The sequence below is a fragment of the Variovorax sp. GW821-FHT10C12 genome (assembly GCF_059415405.1).
Genome location: NZ_JBWKNE010000006.1, coordinates 338775 through 354655, shown reverse-complemented (window position 1 = coordinate 354655; position 15881 = coordinate 338775). Strand labels below are relative to the sequence as shown.

15 protein-coding genes are annotated in these 15881 nt (G+C 68.3%); 7 read left to right on the top strand and 8 right to left on the bottom strand.

All coding sequences use genetic code 11. The annotated features are described in order from the left end of the window. From AC07OH_RS24660 to hppD, 5 genes are all read right to left on the bottom strand, one after another. Positions 1–878 (bottom strand): MBL fold metallo-hydrolase (locus AC07OH_RS24660; RefSeq protein ID WP_495302449.1); only part of this gene is annotated, 878 nt, incomplete at its 3' end. Beyond that, positions 871–2562: an AMP-binding protein gene (locus AC07OH_RS24655; protein ID WP_495302448.1), complete on the bottom strand. Its 1692-nt coding sequence runs from the start codon at positions 2560–2562 to the stop codon at positions 871–873. The genes AC07OH_RS24660 and AC07OH_RS24655, both read right to left, overlap by 8 nt. A gap of 129 nt (positions 2563–2691) precedes the next feature. Beyond that, entirely contained in the window at positions 2692–3564 is an 873-nt protein-coding gene (gene phhA, locus AC07OH_RS24650; RefSeq protein ID WP_495302447.1) for a phenylalanine 4-monooxygenase, read from the bottom strand. Between the two features lie 20 nt (positions 3565–3584). Beyond that, positions 3585–4397: a transporter substrate-binding domain-containing protein gene (locus AC07OH_RS24645; protein WP_070062949.1), complete on the bottom strand. Its 813-nt coding sequence runs from the start codon at positions 4395–4397 to the stop codon at positions 3585–3587. Positions 4398–4426: 29 nt separating this feature from the next. Then, positions 4427–5554: a 4-hydroxyphenylpyruvate dioxygenase gene (gene hppD, locus AC07OH_RS24640; RefSeq protein WP_070062948.1), complete on the bottom strand. Its 1128-nt coding sequence runs from the start codon at positions 5552–5554 to the stop codon at positions 4427–4429. 157 nt (positions 5555–5711) lie between these two features. Here hppD and AC07OH_RS24635 point away from each other — a divergent pair, with 157 nt between their 5' ends. The 6 genes from AC07OH_RS24635 to AC07OH_RS24610 all read left to right on the top strand — a co-directional run bounded on the left by AC07OH_RS24635 (position 5712) and on the right by AC07OH_RS24610 (position 12086). Beyond that, positions 5712–6185 (top strand): Lrp/AsnC family transcriptional regulator, encoded by a 474-nt coding sequence (locus AC07OH_RS24635; RefSeq protein ID WP_070062947.1) that lies wholly within the window; start codon positions 5712–5714, stop codon positions 6183–6185. Positions 6186–6294: 109 nt separating this feature from the next. Further along, complete coding sequence (locus tag AC07OH_RS24630; protein WP_489062908.1) at positions 6295–7023, top strand: GNAT family N-acetyltransferase; 729 nt, start codon at positions 6295–6297, stop codon at positions 7021–7023. 90 nt (positions 7024–7113) lie between these two features. Continuing rightward, entirely contained in the window at positions 7114–7992 is an 879-nt protein-coding gene (locus tag AC07OH_RS24625) for a CorC family transporter (protein ID WP_062482253.1), read from the top strand. Further along, positions 7992–9620, top strand: coding sequence for an apolipoprotein N-acyltransferase (gene lnt / locus AC07OH_RS24620; RefSeq protein WP_495302446.1), 1629 nt, complete (start codon positions 7992–7994; stop codon positions 9618–9620). Before AC07OH_RS24625 ends, lnt begins: the two co-directional genes overlap by 1 nt. Before the next feature lie 36 nt (positions 9621–9656). Next, complete coding sequence (gene chrA / locus AC07OH_RS24615; protein ID WP_495302445.1) at positions 9657–10904, top strand: chromate efflux transporter; 1248 nt, start codon at positions 9657–9659, stop codon at positions 10902–10904. A gap of 111 nt (positions 10905–11015) precedes the next feature. Beyond that, positions 11016–12086: an asparaginase gene (locus tag AC07OH_RS24610; protein ID WP_495302444.1), complete on the top strand. Its 1071-nt coding sequence runs from the start codon at positions 11016–11018 to the stop codon at positions 12084–12086. 7 nt (positions 12087–12093) lie between these two features. On the opposite strand, the gene AC07OH_RS24605 is transcribed toward AC07OH_RS24610, so the two are convergent. The 3 genes from AC07OH_RS24605 to AC07OH_RS24595 are packed head-to-tail and all read right to left on the bottom strand — an operon-like array spanning position 12094 to position 14734. Further along, positions 12094–12888, bottom strand: a complete 795-nt coding sequence (locus tag AC07OH_RS24605) for a phosphatase PAP2 family protein (RefSeq protein WP_495302443.1) — start codon at positions 12886–12888, stop codon at positions 12094–12096. 53 nt (positions 12889–12941) lie between these two features. Beyond that, positions 12942–13769, bottom strand: a complete 828-nt coding sequence (locus AC07OH_RS24600; protein ID WP_495302442.1) for a metallophosphoesterase family protein — start codon at positions 13767–13769, stop codon at positions 12942–12944. Further along, entirely contained in the window at positions 13766–14734 is a 969-nt protein-coding gene (locus AC07OH_RS24595; RefSeq protein WP_495302441.1) for a diacylglycerol/lipid kinase family protein, read from the bottom strand. The genes AC07OH_RS24600 and AC07OH_RS24595 overlap by 4 nt, the downstream gene beginning before the upstream one ends. Before the next feature lie 227 nt (positions 14735–14961). Between AC07OH_RS24595 and glyQ the strand changes: the two genes are divergently transcribed. Then, the gene (glyQ, locus tag AC07OH_RS24590) at positions 14962–15870 is read left to right on the top strand and encodes a glycine--tRNA ligase subunit alpha (RefSeq protein WP_062481784.1); all 909 of its coding nucleotides are present in this window, start codon (positions 14962–14964) and stop codon (positions 15868–15870) included. Positions 15871–15881 lie beyond the last annotated feature (11 nt).

Genomic DNA, 15881 nt, shown 5'->3' with positions numbered 1-15881 from the left:
GACGTCAGAGCTTCCAGCGTCTCTTCTGCAAAGAATCGAGCTCGAATCAGCTCGAAATACGGCGTCCCAGCAAGCCACGCATTCCACTCTGCATGCGACACCGCGTGCAGCTCCAGAAGTTTGAACTTCATCAGCACCTTCATCGCATGACGTGCGTGCTTCACAGGATCGCGCTCTAAGCCAGACAGCCGCCGGCGCGCCGTCTGCAAGGCTCGGTCGACATCGCCAAAGACTCTTCCATGTCCTGGAATCACCTGTCGTGGCGCTAATCTCCCGATCAAATCGAGCGTCGCCTCGATATCTCCGAATGAAGGCTCGCCCATCAGCTCGGGAAAGGCGATGCCAAACCCGCTTTCCCAGAGCGCATCCGCGGAAATCAGGGTTCGAGAGACCGGATCGAACAGGATCACCGAGTGCTGATCGTGGCCCGGAGCGCCGTGCACTTGCCACGCGCTATCCCCCAACAGGCATTCAGTGCCAGGCTCGAGCAGTCCGGTGAAAGCAAAACGCGGGCAACTCTGCCCCGTCGCAAGAAAACTCAGGCCTTCGGCATCCCATCGCTCGACCAGCGCCGCTTCTCCAGGCGGAATGTCCGTCCGCAACGACGGGTAGCGCTGCTGCAACGCCGCGTTCCCCCCGCAGTGATCGCTGTGCAGGTGCGTGTTCAGCACCCGATCGAGTGGACGTTTGCCCAACACCGACTCCACCAGGGCCAGCGTCTGATCGGCATGCGTGGCATAGCCGGTGTCGACCAGCGCCGTTTCCTCGGCTCCGACGAAGAGGATGTTGTTCGAAGACAGCCAGCCCCGCTCGAACACGACGACATTCGCCGGCAGCCTGGCGCTGGCTTCCCCGCGGTGCCCCACGCGCTCAGGCACCGGCGCTGGTGCGCAGCTCGCGCCGCAGGATCTTCCCCACGTTGGTCTTGGGCAGCGACTCGCGGAACTCGATGTGCTTTGGCCGCTTGTAGCCGGTGAGCTGTCCGTTGCAGTACTGGAGCACGGCGTCTTCCGTCAGCGTCGGGTCCTTGCGGACCACGAAGACCTTGATGGCTTCGCCTTGCTTCTCGTCCGGCACGCCGACGGCTGCGCATTCGACAACCCCCGGGCACAGCGAAATCACGTTCTCCAGCTCGTTGGGGAACACGTTGAAACCGCTCACGAGGATCATGTCCTTCTTTCGGTCGACGATCCGGCTGTAGCCGTCTTCCTGCATCACGGCGATGTCGCCGGTGCGCATGAAGCCGTCGGCCGTGAAGGCCGCCGCTGTTTCGGCGGGCTGGTTGTAGTAGCCGGTCATCACGTTCGGCCCCTTGATGCACAGCTCGCCCGCTTGGCCGATCGGCAGCGATTGGCCTTCATCGTCCTTGATCGCGATCTCAATGCTCGGCAACGGCAATCCGATGGTGCCCGTGAACTTCGTGTTCGACACCGGGTTGTTGGTGCCGATCGCGCAGGTCTCGCTCATGCCCCAGCCTTCGATCATCGGGCAGCCGGTGGCCTCGAACCACTTGCGCGCCGTGCCTTCGGAGGCGGCCATGCCGCCGGCCTGCGAGACAAACAGCGTGGAGAAGTCGACCGTCTTGAATTCCGGGTGCATCAGCAGCGCGTTGAACAAGGTGTTCACGGCCGGCAGCATGTGGAAGGGCCGTTTCTTTAGCACCGCGACGAACTTGTTGAAGTCGCGCGGGTTCGGAATCAGCGTCATGTGCGAGCCCTGGCGGATCACCAGCAGGCACAGCGTCAGCGCGAAGATGTGATACAGCGGCAGCGCGGCAATGCTGTTGACCTTCGCCAGGTCGCCGGCCCGGGCCAGCGCGGGCGTGAACCAGGCCTCGGCCTGCAGCGTGGCGGCCACGATGTTGCGGTGGGTCAGCACCGCACCCTTCGACAGGCCGGTGGTGCCACCCGTGTACTGCAGGAAGGCGATCGAATCGAGCGTGCTCTGGTCGGGCGCGAGCGTGCGCCCGCGGCCTTCGGCAATCGCCTGCTTGAACGGCGTGACCGTGCGGCCGTCGCTCAGCGGCAGCTTGTAGGGCGGCACCATCTTGGCCAAGTGGCGCACGGCCACCGTGATCCACGCGCCGTACAGCCCGCCGAGCAGGTCGCCCATCGCGGTCATCACAACGTGCTTGACCGGCGTGCGCTCGATCACCTGTTCGAGCGTGGCGGCAAAGTTCTCGAGGATGACGATGGCGGTGGCGCCGGAGTCCTTGAGCTGGTGCTCCAGCTCGCGCGCCGTGTACAGCGGATTGACGTTGACGCAGGTGTAGCCCGCGCGCAGCACGGCGCACATCGTGACCGCGAACTGCGGCACGTTGGGCAGCATGATCGCCACCCGCGCACCGGGCGCGAGGCCCTGCGATTGCAGCCAGGCACCCATCGCCTTCGAGAGCGTGTCGAGCTCGCCGTACGACATCCAGCGCTCCATGCAGACCGAGAAGGGCCGGTCCTTGTAGCGGCCGAAAGCCTCGTCGAACATGTGAGGCAGGGAGCGGTACTGCTCCGGATGAATCTCGTGCGGCACGCCGGCCGGGTAGTTCTGTCGCGCGGATGTCTGCATGCAAGCTCCTTTGGCGCGGATTGTGGGAGCCAATGCCTCCCACCCGCCAGCGGGCTTGTCCTAGGGGCGCATACCCGGTGTCGCGCAGGCGATAGCCGCCGCGGCGCGCCGGGGTCACACAGATGCCGATCAGGCGTTGCCGGATTCGCCCGGCAGCAGCACGCCGGCCGGGATGTCGGCCTCGACCTCGAGCGCGCGGTACAGCGGCGTGAAGTCGGGTGCCGTGAGATCGAAGAGCTGCGCGAAGTTCTCGATCACGAAGTAGTTGGCCTGGTAGGTGTCGATCTTGTATTGGGTACGCATGGTGCGCAGCAGGTCGAGCGGAAGGCGGTGCGGCTCGGGGCTGCGCACCGCGTGCTGCAGTTCGCCGACCGAGCTCAGGATGCCGGCGCCGTAGGCGCGCAGGCCCTCGGGCTGGCGGATCAGGCCGAACTCCACCGTGTACCAGTACAGCCGCGCCAGCTTCTCGCCCGCGCCCAGCTCGTGCGCCTTGATGCCGCCCTGGCCGTAACGCTGGACGTAGTCGGCGAAGGTCGGGTCAAACAGCATCGGCACGTGGCCGAACAGGTCGTGGAACACGTCGGGCTCGACGATGTAGTCGAACTCTTCGGGCTTGCGGATCCAGTCGGTCACCGGGAACTTGCGGTTCGCCAGCAGCGTGAAGAAGGGCAGCTCGGGAATCAGCCCCGGCACCGCGACGATCTCCCAGCCGGTGGCGCGGTGCAGGCGCTCGTTGAGTTCCTCGAAGCGCGGGATGCGGTCCTTCACGCCGAGCAGCGGCAGCGACTTGATGAAGGCGTCGCAGGCCAGGCCCGTCAGCTGCGCGGCCTGGCGTTCGTACAGCCGCTTGTAGGTGTCGTGGTCGGCCGCCGTGTAGCTGGCCCAGTCTTGCGGGCAGGTGTAGTCGGCTTGCACCGAACCGCCGCGCGAGTAGTCGCCGCGCGGCGGGCGATCGGAGGCGCCATAGACGGCGGGGGTGACAACGGCGGCGGGGGAATCCATGGGGCGTTCGGTTTCTCGGGTTACTTGAGCCAGCGGTCCATCACGCGCTGGAAGTCGCCGCCGGCTTGCTGCAGGTGCAGCCATTGGTCGACATACGATTTGAAAGCCACGTCGTCGCGCGGCAGCATCCAGGCCATCTCGCCGTACTGCAGCGGCTTGTCGGGGTTCACGGCGCACAGCCCGGGCTTGAGCTTCTGCTGCGTGATGGCCTCGGCCGATTCGGTGACGAACACGTCGGCGCGATTGGCCAGGATCTCGTCGAAGATCGTGACGTTCTCGCCGTGCAGCGTGAGCCTGGCCTGCTTGAAGTTGGTGCGGGCGAAGCGTTCGTTGCTGCCGCCCGGGTTGAAGATCACACGGGTCGACGGCTGGTCGATGGCCGCCACGCTCTGGTACTTGGCCACGTCGGCGCAGCGCGCGATGGGCGTCTTGCCGTTGACCATGTAGGGCGCGCTGAAGAAGGCGCGCTTCTGGCGGTCGGTGGTCACCGACACGCCGCCCACGGCGATGTCGCACTTGCCGGCGGCCAGGTCGGGCAGCAGGTTGGCCCACGTCGTCTTGACCCATTCGGGCTTGGCGCCGAGGCTGGCGCTGAAGCCGGTCATCAGGTCGACGTCGATGCCTTCGAACGAGGCGTCGGCTTTCTGGAAGCTGAAGGGCCGGTAGTCGCCCGGCGTGCAGATGCGCAGCACCGCCGCCTTCTGCACCGTGTCCAAGTGCGAGGCACCCGGGCCGGCCGCGGGCGGCGCCGAAGCGCAGCCCGAGAGCACGACCGCAGCGGCGGCTGCCGCGACGAAGGAAGTGACGACAGTCGAAGAAGACGCGTGGCGCATGCCGGGCTCCAGGGCAGTGGTGAAGCGCCTTATTTTGCGGCGCTCAGCACGCCGCGGCGCATCTGGTCGAGCTCGATGCTCTCGAACAGCGCCTTGAAGTTGCCGTTGCCGAAGCCGTCGTCGCCCTTGCGCTGGATGAACTCGAAGAAGATCGGGCCCAGCTGGTTCTCGCTGAAGATCTGCAGCAGCAGCGCGTCCTTCTTGCCGTCGATCAGGATCTTGCGCTTCTTCAGCTCGGCCACGCTTTCGCCGTGCTCGGGGATGCGCTTGTCGATCAGCTCGTAGTAGGTGTCGATGGTGTCCAGCAGCGTCACGCCGTTGGCGCGCAGCGCGTCGACGCTCTCGTACAGGTCGTCCGAGCCCATGGCGATGTGCTGGATGCCCTCGCCCTTGTACATGTCCAGGTACTCCTGGATCTGGCCGGCCTGCTCCTTGCCTTCTTCGTTGATCGGGATGCGGATCTTGCCGCAGGGGCTGGTCATGGCCTTGCTCTTCACGCCCGTCACCTGGCCTTCGATGTCGAAGTACTTCACTTCACGGAAGTTGAAGAGCTTCTCGTAGAAGTTGGCCCACACGTCCATGCGGCCGCGGTACACGTTGTGCGTCAGGTGGTCGATGTAGGTCAGGCCGTTGCCCTTGCGCGCCAGCGCGTCCTGCGACGACACGCCCGGCAGCGCCTCGAAGTCCACGTCGTAGAAGCCGATGTTGCCGATGTCGCCCGGCTGCGCGCCGTTCTTGCCGGGCCAGCGGTCCACCAGGTAGATCAGGCTGTCGCCGATGCCCTTGATGGCGGGAATGTTCAGCTCGCCCGGGCCGGCCTTGTCGGCGAAGCCCCAGGCGCCCAGCGCGGTGGCGCGTTCGTAGGCCTGCTTGGCGTCCTGCACGCGGAAGGCGATGGCGCACACGCTCGGGCCGTGCTCGCGCGCAAAACGCTGGGCGAACGAATCGGGCTCGGCATTCAGGATGAAGTTGATCGTGCCCTGGCGGTACAGCAGCACGTTCTTGTGGCGGTGCTTGGCGATGGCCACGAAGCCCATGCGCTCGAACACCTTGCCCATCGCAACCGGATCGGGTGCCGCGTATTCGATGAATTCGAAGCCGTCGGTGCCCATCGGGTTCTCCCAGGGCGTGAAGGCGGGGGCGTCGGCGTGGCTCATGGATGCTGTCTCCGAAAAGTGGGGAAAGTTGTGCAGAAAGGAAAACAAAGGCCCGGATCCGGGCCGTGCTGCACTGTAGGTCGGAAGGCTTTCAGGTTTTCTGCGTTTCTGGGCGCCCTGGATGGTCATGGCGCAGTAAAACTGCAAAAATGAGGAAATGGAAGCACTCGACAAGATAGATCGGCTCATTCTGCGCATGCTGCAAGCAGACGGCCGCGCCACCTACGACCAGATCGCGGAGCAGGTCAGCCTGTCGCCCAGCGCCGTGCTGCGGCGGGTCAAGCGGCTGGAAGAGCACAAGGTCATCGACCGCTACGTGGCGCTGGTCCAGCCCGAGGCGGTCGGCCTGGGCCTCACGGCCTACCTGAACGTGCGGCTCGAAAAGCACACCGAAAGCCACAAGCGCAACCCCATGGACCTGTTCCGCGCCAGCGTGCAGACCTGGCCCGAGGTGGTCGAGTGCGCGGCCCTCACCGGCGACATGGACTACCTGCTGCGCGTGGTGGTGGCCGACATGGCGCACTACAGCCGCTTCATCATGGACACCCTGCTCAAGCACCCCAGCGTCGAAGACTGCAAGACCAGCTTCGTGCTCGATCGTGTCAAAGCCACAACATCTGTGCCCGTTTAACCACAAATTGGTTGCGTAAACACCACGGACTCTGGTATCGAGTCACGAATGCGTCCTGAAAGTGTCCTTGCGGGCTTGGTGATTAAGGGAAAACCCTTACATTGGAGCCATGCTTACCGCCAAGACCCTCCTCAAAGCGTCTCTCGGCCTCGGCTCTTTCCTGAAGGCGCCGATGGTTGAGGCGCAACCGCGCGCCGTCAGCGCGCCCCCACCCGTCATGGTGCCGATCCGCTCGATCGGCCCGCGCGAACGCGAACGCATCGCGCGCCACCTGCTGGATCTGACACCGCACGACCGCTACCTGCGCTTCGGCTATGCCGCGGCCGACGAGCAGGTTTTGCGTTATGTCGAAGGCCTGGACTTCGACCGTGACGAACTCTTCGGCATCTACAACCGCCGTCTCGACCTGATCGCGATGGCGCACGTGGCCTACGCGCCCAGCGACCAGCACAGCGACTGCGCCGAGTTCGGCGTGTCCGTGTCGTCGCACGCCCGCGGCCGCGGCTATGGCGCGCGCCTGTTCGAGCGCGCCGTGGTTGCCGCGCGCAACGAAGGCGTGGGCATGCTCTTCATCCATGCGCTGAGCGAAAACGCGGCCATGCTCAAGATCGCCCGCAACGCCGGCGCCACCGTGGTGCGCAGCGGCTCCGAGTCGGAAGCTCACCTGCAGCTGCCCACCGCCACCTTCGACAGTCGCATGAGCGAGATCGCGCTGGAGCACTACGCCGCGGTCGATTTCGCACTCAAGAGCCGCGCCAAGCAGTTCTGGGCCTTCCTGGCGAGCCTGCAGGAAGTGCGCAGCGGCATGCGCGACGCCCGCAGCAAGTCGGCCCCCTGAGCGGGCGAGGGCGGCCTATGCCGGCCGGACGGTAGAGCCTGTCATGCGCAATCCGTTATCCTTGTCTCTCTTCAACTCCGCCCTCCCGCAGTGGCCGACCCTCACCCTGAACGCGCTCCCGTTGAACGGGAAGACAAGCGTGGCTTTCTCCAGAAGCTCGCCGAATTCATCCACCCCGGCCCCGATTCACGCGACGAGCTGATCGAAACCCTTGCCGATGCCGAGGACAACGAGGTGATCGGCGCCGAATCGCGCGTGATGCTCGAAGGCGTGCTGCGCATGGCCGACATGACGGCCGGTGACGTGATGGTCGCGGCGCCGCGCATGGACCTCGTGAACATCGACGCGCCCTTCGACGCGCTGCTGCACGCCGTGATCCAGACCGCGCACTCGCGCTTTCCGGTCTACGAGGGCGAAAAAGAAAACATCATCGGCATCCTGCTCGCGAAGGACCTGCTCAAGCTGCAGCGCGCGCCGGGCCTGAACATCCGCGCCTTGCTGCGCCCGGCCACCTTCGTGCCCGAGAGCAAGGGCCTGAACGACCTGCTGCGCGAATTCCGCGGCAACCGCAACCACCTGGCCATCGTCATCGACGAGTTCGGCCGCGTGGCCGGCCTCATCACCATCGAGGACGTGCTCGAGCAGATCGTCGGCGAGATCGAGGACGAGTTCGACATCGCCGAAGACGAAGGCGACATCTTCGGCCTGGCCGACCACACCTACCGCGTCTCGGGCGACACGCCCATCGAACGCGTGGCCGAGGCTTTCGGCATCGTCTTCAATGAAGAACAGCTGAGCGAAGACTTCGACACCATCGGCGGACTCATTGCGCACGAGATGGGCCACGTGCCCAAGCGCGGCGAGCACCACGCCATCGGCGGCTTCGACTTCGTCGTGCTGCACACCAAGGGCGGCGCGGTGCGCTGGTTCCGGGTGTCGCCGGCGCGCGGCGGCGACGCGGCCGACTGATGCCGGCGCCCGCAGCAGCGGCCCCGGCCCGCGTCTCGCCCACCTCTCCCCCTTCCTCCGCCGCCAGCGGCTTCCTGCGTCTGCTCGGCTTCGGCCTGGCGGGCGTGGCGCAAGCCCTGTCCATCGCATGGCCCGGCGACGGCCGCCCGCTGTGGTGGCTGCAGCTGCTGTCGCTGGCCGGGCTGGTCTGGCTGCTCGACGGCCTGCGCGCGCAGGGCGCGGGCTGGCGCCGCGCCGGCCTGCACGGCTGGGTGTTCGCGACCGCCTGGCTCACCGGCAGCTTCTGGTGGCTCTTCATTTCGATGCACACCTACGGCGGGCTGCCGGCGCCGCTGGCGGTGATCGCCGTGCTCGCGCTGGCCGCGGCGCTCGGGCTCTACTACGCCGTGGCCTGCGCCTGGTTCGTGGTGCGCGGGCCGGCGGGGCGCGTCGCGGGGGCCTTCGTGTTCGCCGCGCTGTGGACGCTGGCCGAGCTCGTGCGCGGCAGCTGGTTCACCGGCTTTCCCTGGGGCGCGGGCGGCTACGCCCATGTCGACGGCCCGCTGGCCGCGCTGGCGCCGTGGGTCGGCGTGTACGGCATCGGCGCCGCGGCGGCACTGGCCGTGGCGCTGGTCGCGCGGCGCCTGCCGCTGCGCGGCGTGGTTCCGACGGCGCTGGCTGCAGCGCTGCTCGCCGCGGTCTTCGTGCTGCCCAACCTTGTCTCGCCGCTGCCCGCCGATGCGCGCGGCGCGCAGGGCGCCACCGGCACGCTGCAGGTCGCGCTGCTGCAGGGCAACATCCCGCAGGACGAGAAATTCATTCCCGGCGGCGGCATCGAAACCGCGCTGCGCTGGTACGCCGAACAGCTGCGCGATGCCAAGGCCCAACTCGTGGTCACGCCCGAAACCGCGCTGCCGCTGCTGCCGCGCCAGCTGCCCGCCGGTTACCTCGACGCGATCCAGGAGCGCTACGGCCAGCCGGGCGCGCAGCAGGCGGCCATCGTCGGCCTGCCGCTCGGCGACGGGCCGGGCACCTACCGCAACGCCGTGCTCGGCTTCATGCCCGGTGGCGCGGCGCAGCCCTACGCCTACAGCAAGCACCACCTCGTGCCCTTCGGCGAATTCATTCCGCCGGGCTTTCGCTGGTTCATCCGCATGATGAGCATCCCGCTGGGCGACTTCGAGCGCGGCGGCCTCGCGCAGGCGCCCTTCGTCTGGCAGGGCCAGCGCATCGCGCCCAACATCTGCTACGAAGATTTGTTCGGCGACGAGATCGGCGCCAACTTCCGCGACGAGGCCACGGCGCCGACGGTCCTGCTCAACGTCAGCAACATCGCCTGGTTCGGCGACTCGGTCGCCATCGACCAGCACCTGGCCATCTCGCGCATGCGTGCGCTCGAGTTCGCGCGGCCGATGGTGCGTTCCACCAACACCGGCGCCACCGTGGTGATCGACGCCGCGGGCCGCGTCACGCACCAGCTGCCGCGTCTCACGCGCGGCGTGCTCGAAGCGCAGGTCGAGGGCCGGCGCGGGCTCACGCCCTTTGCGCGCTGGGTCGCGCCCTTCGGCCTGTGGCCGCTGTGGATCGCGGCGCTGGCCATCGTCGCGCTGGGCGCGGTCTTCTTCCGGCCCGGGCGCACCCGGGGCTGAGGCGCACCGGCGGATGCGCATTCGGAGTCGTCGCCCGTGAAGCACCACCGCCCCAAGCATGTCGCCCCACCACCGGCCGTTGACGGCGCAGGCGCCTTGCTTGCCAGGGGCTCGGTGCTCGAAGTCTTTCTCGCTTTCCTGAAGCTCGGCCTGACCTCCTTCGGCGGACCGGTGGCGCACCTGGGCTACTTCCGCACGGAGTTCGTGGAGCGCCGCAAGTGGCTCGACGACAAGCGCTATTCCGACCTCGTGGCGCTGTGCCAGTTCCTGCCCGGTCCCGCGAGCAGCCAGGTCGGCATCGCGCTGGGGCTCGGCCGCGCGGGCTGGGGCGGGGCGCTGGCGGCGTGGCTCGGGTTCACGCTGCCGTCCGCCGTGGCGCTCATTCTCTTTGCGGCCGGGGTCACGCACTGGGCAGGCTTGGCGCAATCGGGCGCGGTGCACGGGTTGAAGGTCGTCGCGGTGGCCGTCGTGGCGCAGGCGGTGTGGGGCATGGCGAAGTCGCTGTGCCCCGACCGGTTGCGCGCAGGCGTCGCCATCGCCGCGGCGCTGTTGGTGCTCGCGGTGCCTTCGGCCATGGGGCAGATCGCCGCCATCGTCGCCGGGGGCGTCGTCGGCCGATGGGCGCTGCCGCCCGGCCACCTGCCCGCCGCGCAGCACCGCGACCACGGCGTGAGCAAGGCGACCGGTGCCGCGCTGCTGGGCCTGTTCGCAGCGCTGCTCGTCGCACTGCCGATGCTGGCTGCGGCGACGCAGTGGCCGCCACTGTCCGTCATCGCGTCCTTCTACCGGTCGGGCGCGCTGGTGTTTGGCGGGGGCCACGTCGTGCTGCCCTTGCTGCAGGCGGGCGTGGTGCCGACGGGCCTGGTCTCGAACGACGTGTTCCTGGCGGGTTACGGCGCAGCGCAGGCCGTGCCGGGGCCCCTGTTCACCTTCGCGGCCTTCCTCGGCGCCGCCATGCCGGGGCCGTTCGGCGGATGGGTGGGCGGCGTGGCGCTGCTGCTGGCCATCTTCCTGCCGGCCTTCCTGCTCGTGGCGGGTGCGCTGCCGTTCTGGGAGACGCTGCGCCAGCGCGACGGCGTCCAGCGCGCGATGGCGGGCGTGAACGCGGCGGTCGTCGGCGTGCTGCTCGCCGCGCTCTACGACCCGGTGTGGACGAGCGCCATCCACTCGAAGGCCGACTTCGGGCTGGCGCTGGCGGCGTTCGGGCTGCTGGTCTACGCGCGCCTGTCGCCGGTGTGGGTCGTCGGGCTCGCGGCGGTGACTGGCTGGCTGCTGGCCCTCTAAGGCCGGCGCATGACCGCATGCCATGCCGGCATGCAGCGGCATGGCATGCGGGCATGGTTCATGTATCTTCCTCGCCGCCTCGAGAAATCATCCTCAAACCAAGGAGCCCGTATGTACTTTTCTACCCATTTCCGTGCCTTTGCGGCCGGTGCCGCACTGCTCGCGGCCAGCGCGCTCGTGCAGGCCCAGCAGGCGCTGCCCAACGTGGTGATCCTGGCGACCGGCGGCACCATCGCCGGCGCCGGCGCGTCGGCCGTCAACAGCGCCACCTACGCAGCCGCCAAGGTCGGCGTCGAGAAGCTCATCGCTGGCCTGCCCGAGCTGGCCAAGGTCGCCAACGTGCGTGGCGAGCAGGTGTTCCAGGTCGCATCGGAAAGCCTCACCAACGACAACCTGATGACGCTCGCCAAGCGCGTCTCGGCGCTGTCCAAGCAGTCGGACGTGGACGGCATCGTCATCACCCACGGCACCGACACGCTGGAAGAAACCGCCTACTTCCTGACGCTGACCGTGCACACCAACAAGCCGATCGTGGTGGTCGGCTCGATGCGCCCGGGCACGGCCCTGTCGGCCGACGGCGCGCTCAACCTGTACGACGCGGTGAACGTGGCGGGCAGCAAGGACGCGATGGGCAAGGGCGTGCTCGTGACGATGGGCGACAACATCGACACCGGCCGCGACGTGAGCAAGAACGTCAACATCAAGACCAGCGCGTTCTCCAGCCAGTGGGGTCCGCTGGGCATGATCGTCGAGGGCAAGAACTACTGGTTCCGCGCGCCGGTCAAGCGCCACACGATGAGCTCCGAGTTCGACATCGACAGCATCACCGCGCTGCCGCCGGTCGAGATCGCGATGGGCTACGAAGGCGTGTCGTCGGTGGCCATCGACGCGATCGCCAAGAGCGGCGCCAAGGCGCTCATCCACGGCGGCACGGGCAACGGCTCGGTGGCCGACCGCATCGTGCCGAACCTGCAGAAGGCACGCAGCGACGGCGTGATCGTCATCCGCAGCTCGCGCGTGCCCGACGGCTTCGTGATCCGCAACGCCGAGCAGCCTGACGACAAGTACGACTGGGTGGTGGCGCACGATCTGCGCCCGCAGAAGGCGCGCATCCTGGCGATGGTGGCCTTGACCAAGACCAACAACACGAAAGAACTTCAGCGCATCTTCTGGGAATACTGATCGACGATCAGCGCGCGGTGCGGCGCTTGCGGTGCCGCGCGTACTCCAGGCTGCTCACGCACACGAGCAGCCAGCCCAGGCCGGTCAGCAGGCCGGCCGCGACATCGCTCGCGAAGTGCACCTGCAGGAAGATCCGGCTGCAGGCGATGGTGACGATGGCCGCCACCGCGGCCATGGCGGCCGGCACATGCCAGCGCGCCGGCAGCAGCCGCAGCGCCAAGTACAGCAGCATCCCGTAACTCACGATCGCGCCCGCGCTGTGGCCGCTGGGAAAGCTGAAGCTCGTCTCCAGTGCCAGCCCGTGGTCATGCACCGGCCGGGCCCGCGCAAAGATGTGCTTGAGCGCAGGGTTCAGCACCACGATGCCGCCGAGAGCGGTCACCCAGCCCAGCGCCAGCCCGCGGTGCGCGTGGCGCCACAGCAGCAGCGCGACCACAAGGCACACGGGCGCGAGCAGTTGCGCGTCGCCCAGGTGTGTGAGCCAGCTGAAGCTCACGAGCGCGCCCCACGGCACATGGGCGGCGATGGCGTCGGCCAGCGCTTGGTCGGCGCGGCCCATGGTGCGGCCGTCGCCCAGGTGCGAGGCGATCCACGCGACCAGCACCGCCGCCGCAAGGATCAGCACGAAGCCCAGGCCCAGGCCGAGCGCCAGGCGCGATTCGTCAGGCTCGCCGGTGTCGGGCAGCGGATGGCGCCGCTGCAGCATCCGGCAGGCGAGGCCGGCGCCAAGCACCGAGACGGTCAGCGCGAGCGCGAACCAAGCCAGGGCGTGTTCGCCCAGCTGTTGTGCGAGAAGAACCAAGGGGGCTGAAGAAGAAAGAAGAAGGGTGTCCGCAGGAGGCATGCGGCGCAACCCTAAGGGGCCGCCGCGCGGCTGGCAAGCGGAAGCCGTAACAGGTCAACGGGCATGAAGGCCTTGTCGGCCGCCGAGTGGTCCCAGCGTTCGACCATGCAGACACGCTGCGCGCCGTCGCCGGACGCTTCCGTGCGCAGCACGTTCACCGAATTCGGCGCGTCCCAGCGCACGCGCGTCGACACCGCTGTGCCGGCCTGCACCGCCCAGGCCGTGGGCGGGCAGCCCGGAAAGCGCTCGTCCAGCGGGCGCACGAAAGGCAGGTGGATGTGGCCGCCGACGATCAGGTCGGCGCCCGCCGCCGTCCAGCGCGCCACCGCCGCCTCGCGCCCGTGCAGGCGGTTCTGCCGGTCTTCGGGCCGCGTCACCAGCACCGGCTGGTGCGTCACGACCACGCGCACCTGCCGGGCCGTGGCGTTCGCCAGCCTGGCCGCGACGCGCTCGACCTGCGCCGGCGACACCTCGCCGTCCTCGTGCCGGTACCAGCGCGTCGTGTTGACCGTGACCACCAGCCAGTCGTCGCAGGCGAACACCGGCTCCAGGTCGGGGCCGAAGGCCTCGGTGTAGCGGCCGTACGGCGCAAAGACGCGCGCCGCCAGCTGCAACAGCGGGATGTCGTGGTTGCCCGGAATCGCGACCACCGGCGCCGCGAGCCGCTCGGCAAAGGCGCGCGCCGCCGCGAACTGGCGGCGCGTGGCGCGCTGCGTGATGTCGCCCGACAGCAGCACCGCCTGCGGCGCCAGCGCGTGCGCCAGGCGCTCGAGCGCCCGCAGCACCTCGGGCTGCTCGGTGCCGAAGTGCGGGTCGGACACTTGCAGCAGGCAGCTCATGGCCGTGCCGCCTCCAGTTCGGGCGCGCTGTCGGGCCGCACCAGCCATAGCGGGTCGGGCGCCACGCGGAACAGCAGGGGCATGTCGACCCAGTCGATCTCGCCGTCGGTCGCGATCTTCACGCGGCGCGGCGTGCGCAGCCGGCCGGCCTTCACCGTCATCGACTCGAAGGGAAAGCTCAACACCTCGTCGGCGTCGCCCAGCCGCCCGAGCGCGCCGCGCACCAGCAGCCCCGGCATCGACAGCAGGCCGACCGGCTTGAGCGCCACGGCGGTCAGCCGGCCCTGCTCGGGCGCCTCGGCGTGGTCGACGCCCGCCTGCATCAGCTGCAACGGGTTGTTGCCCACGAACAGCGTGGGCGTGCGGATGTCGCGCTCGTGGCCGTGCGAGGCGATGCGCAGCTGCCAGTGGCGATGGCGCCCGCGCAGCACCGTGAGCAGGCCCGAGTAGAAGGCGATCCAGCGGTGGCGGCCGAAGCGTGCCTTGTGGCTTTCGCGTTCCTCCAGCAGGTCGGCATACAGGCCCATGCTGGCATTCACCAGGAACACGCGGTCGTTCACCAGCCCCACCTGCACCGCCCGGGGCTGCTGCGTGAGCAGCACCTGCAGCGCCTGCGCCGTGTCGCGCGGGATGCCGTGGGTGCGGCTGAAGTAGTTGAAGGTGCCCTGCGGCAGCACGCCGAAGGGGCAGCCGCTGCCCAGCGTGGCCTGGGCCACGGCGTTGATGGTGCCGTCGCCGCCCGCGGCCACCACCACGCCGCCCACGGCCCGGGCCCGTTCGACCGCTTCGCGCGCCAGCGCCTGCACGCGGCCGGGGCCGTCCACGAGGAACACGCGGTGCCGGCGGCCGTCTGCGGCAAAGGCGTCGTCGATGACCTGGCGGGCCTGCGCAGTGCTCTCGCTGCCGGAGCCGGCGTTGAGCACGATGAAGAAAGGAGTGTCGGGGCCGATGTGGGGCGGTGCCATGCAGTGAGAGAGGGGGAAAGCGCAGGAAAGTGCCGAAAGCGGCGGGAAACGCAAAAAAGCGTGCGGGGCCGGGCTTTGTCCCACAGCCGCACGGGCTGTCGCGGCAGCCGGCATCCCGAGCGGCTGTGGGAGAGATGCCCTCCCGCGAACGTAAAATCGTCCGCTTTCGCGGCCTGTGCCGCGCCACCGTCCCGTCCAATGTCCGGCCCCCGACGCCGGCCAGCTTCATGTTGACCTTCCAGCAAATCATTCTCAAACTGCAGTCGTACTGGGCCGACAAGGGCTGTGCGCTCCTGCAACCGTACGACATGGAAGTGGGCGCGGGCACCTCGCACACCGCCACCTTCCTGCGCGCGCTCGGCCCCGAGCCCTGGAAGGCCGCCTATGTGCAGCCCAGCCGCCGCCCCAAGGACGGCCGCTACGGCGAGAACCCCAACCGCCTGCAGCACTACTACCAGTACCAGGTCGTGCTCAAGCCCGCGCCCAGCAACATCCTCGAGCTCTACCTCGGCAGCCTCGAGGCCCTGGGCTTCGACCTGAAGAAGAACGACATCCGCTTCGTCGAAGACGACTGGGAGAACCCCACGCTCGGCGCCTGGGGCCTGGGCTGGGAGGTCTGGCTCAACGGCATGGAAGTGACGCAGTTCACCTACTTCCAGCAGGTCGGCGGCATCGACTGCAAGCCCATCACCGGCGAGATCACCTACGGCCTGGAGCGCCTGGCCATGTACCTGCAGGGCGTGGACAACGTCTACAACCTCACGTGGACCGACGGCCTGAGCTACGGCGACGTCTACAAGCAGAACGAGGTCGAGCAGTCGACCTACAACTTCGAGCACAGCGACGCCGAGTTCCTCTTCACCGCCTTCGCCGCGCACGAAAAGCAGGCCAAGCACCTCATGACCGAGCAGCTCGCGCTGCCGGCCTACGAGCAGGTGCTCAAGGCCGCGCACAGTTTCAACCTGCTGGACGCGCGCGGCGCGATCAGCGTGACCGAGCGCGCGGCCTACATCGGCCGCATCCGCAACCTCGCGCGCAGCGTGGCGCAGAGCTACTACGACAGCCGCGAACGCCTGGGCTTCCCGATGGCCCCGCGCGAGTGGGTGGCGCAGATGCCCCCGAAGAAAGCCGCCTGAGCGATGACGAC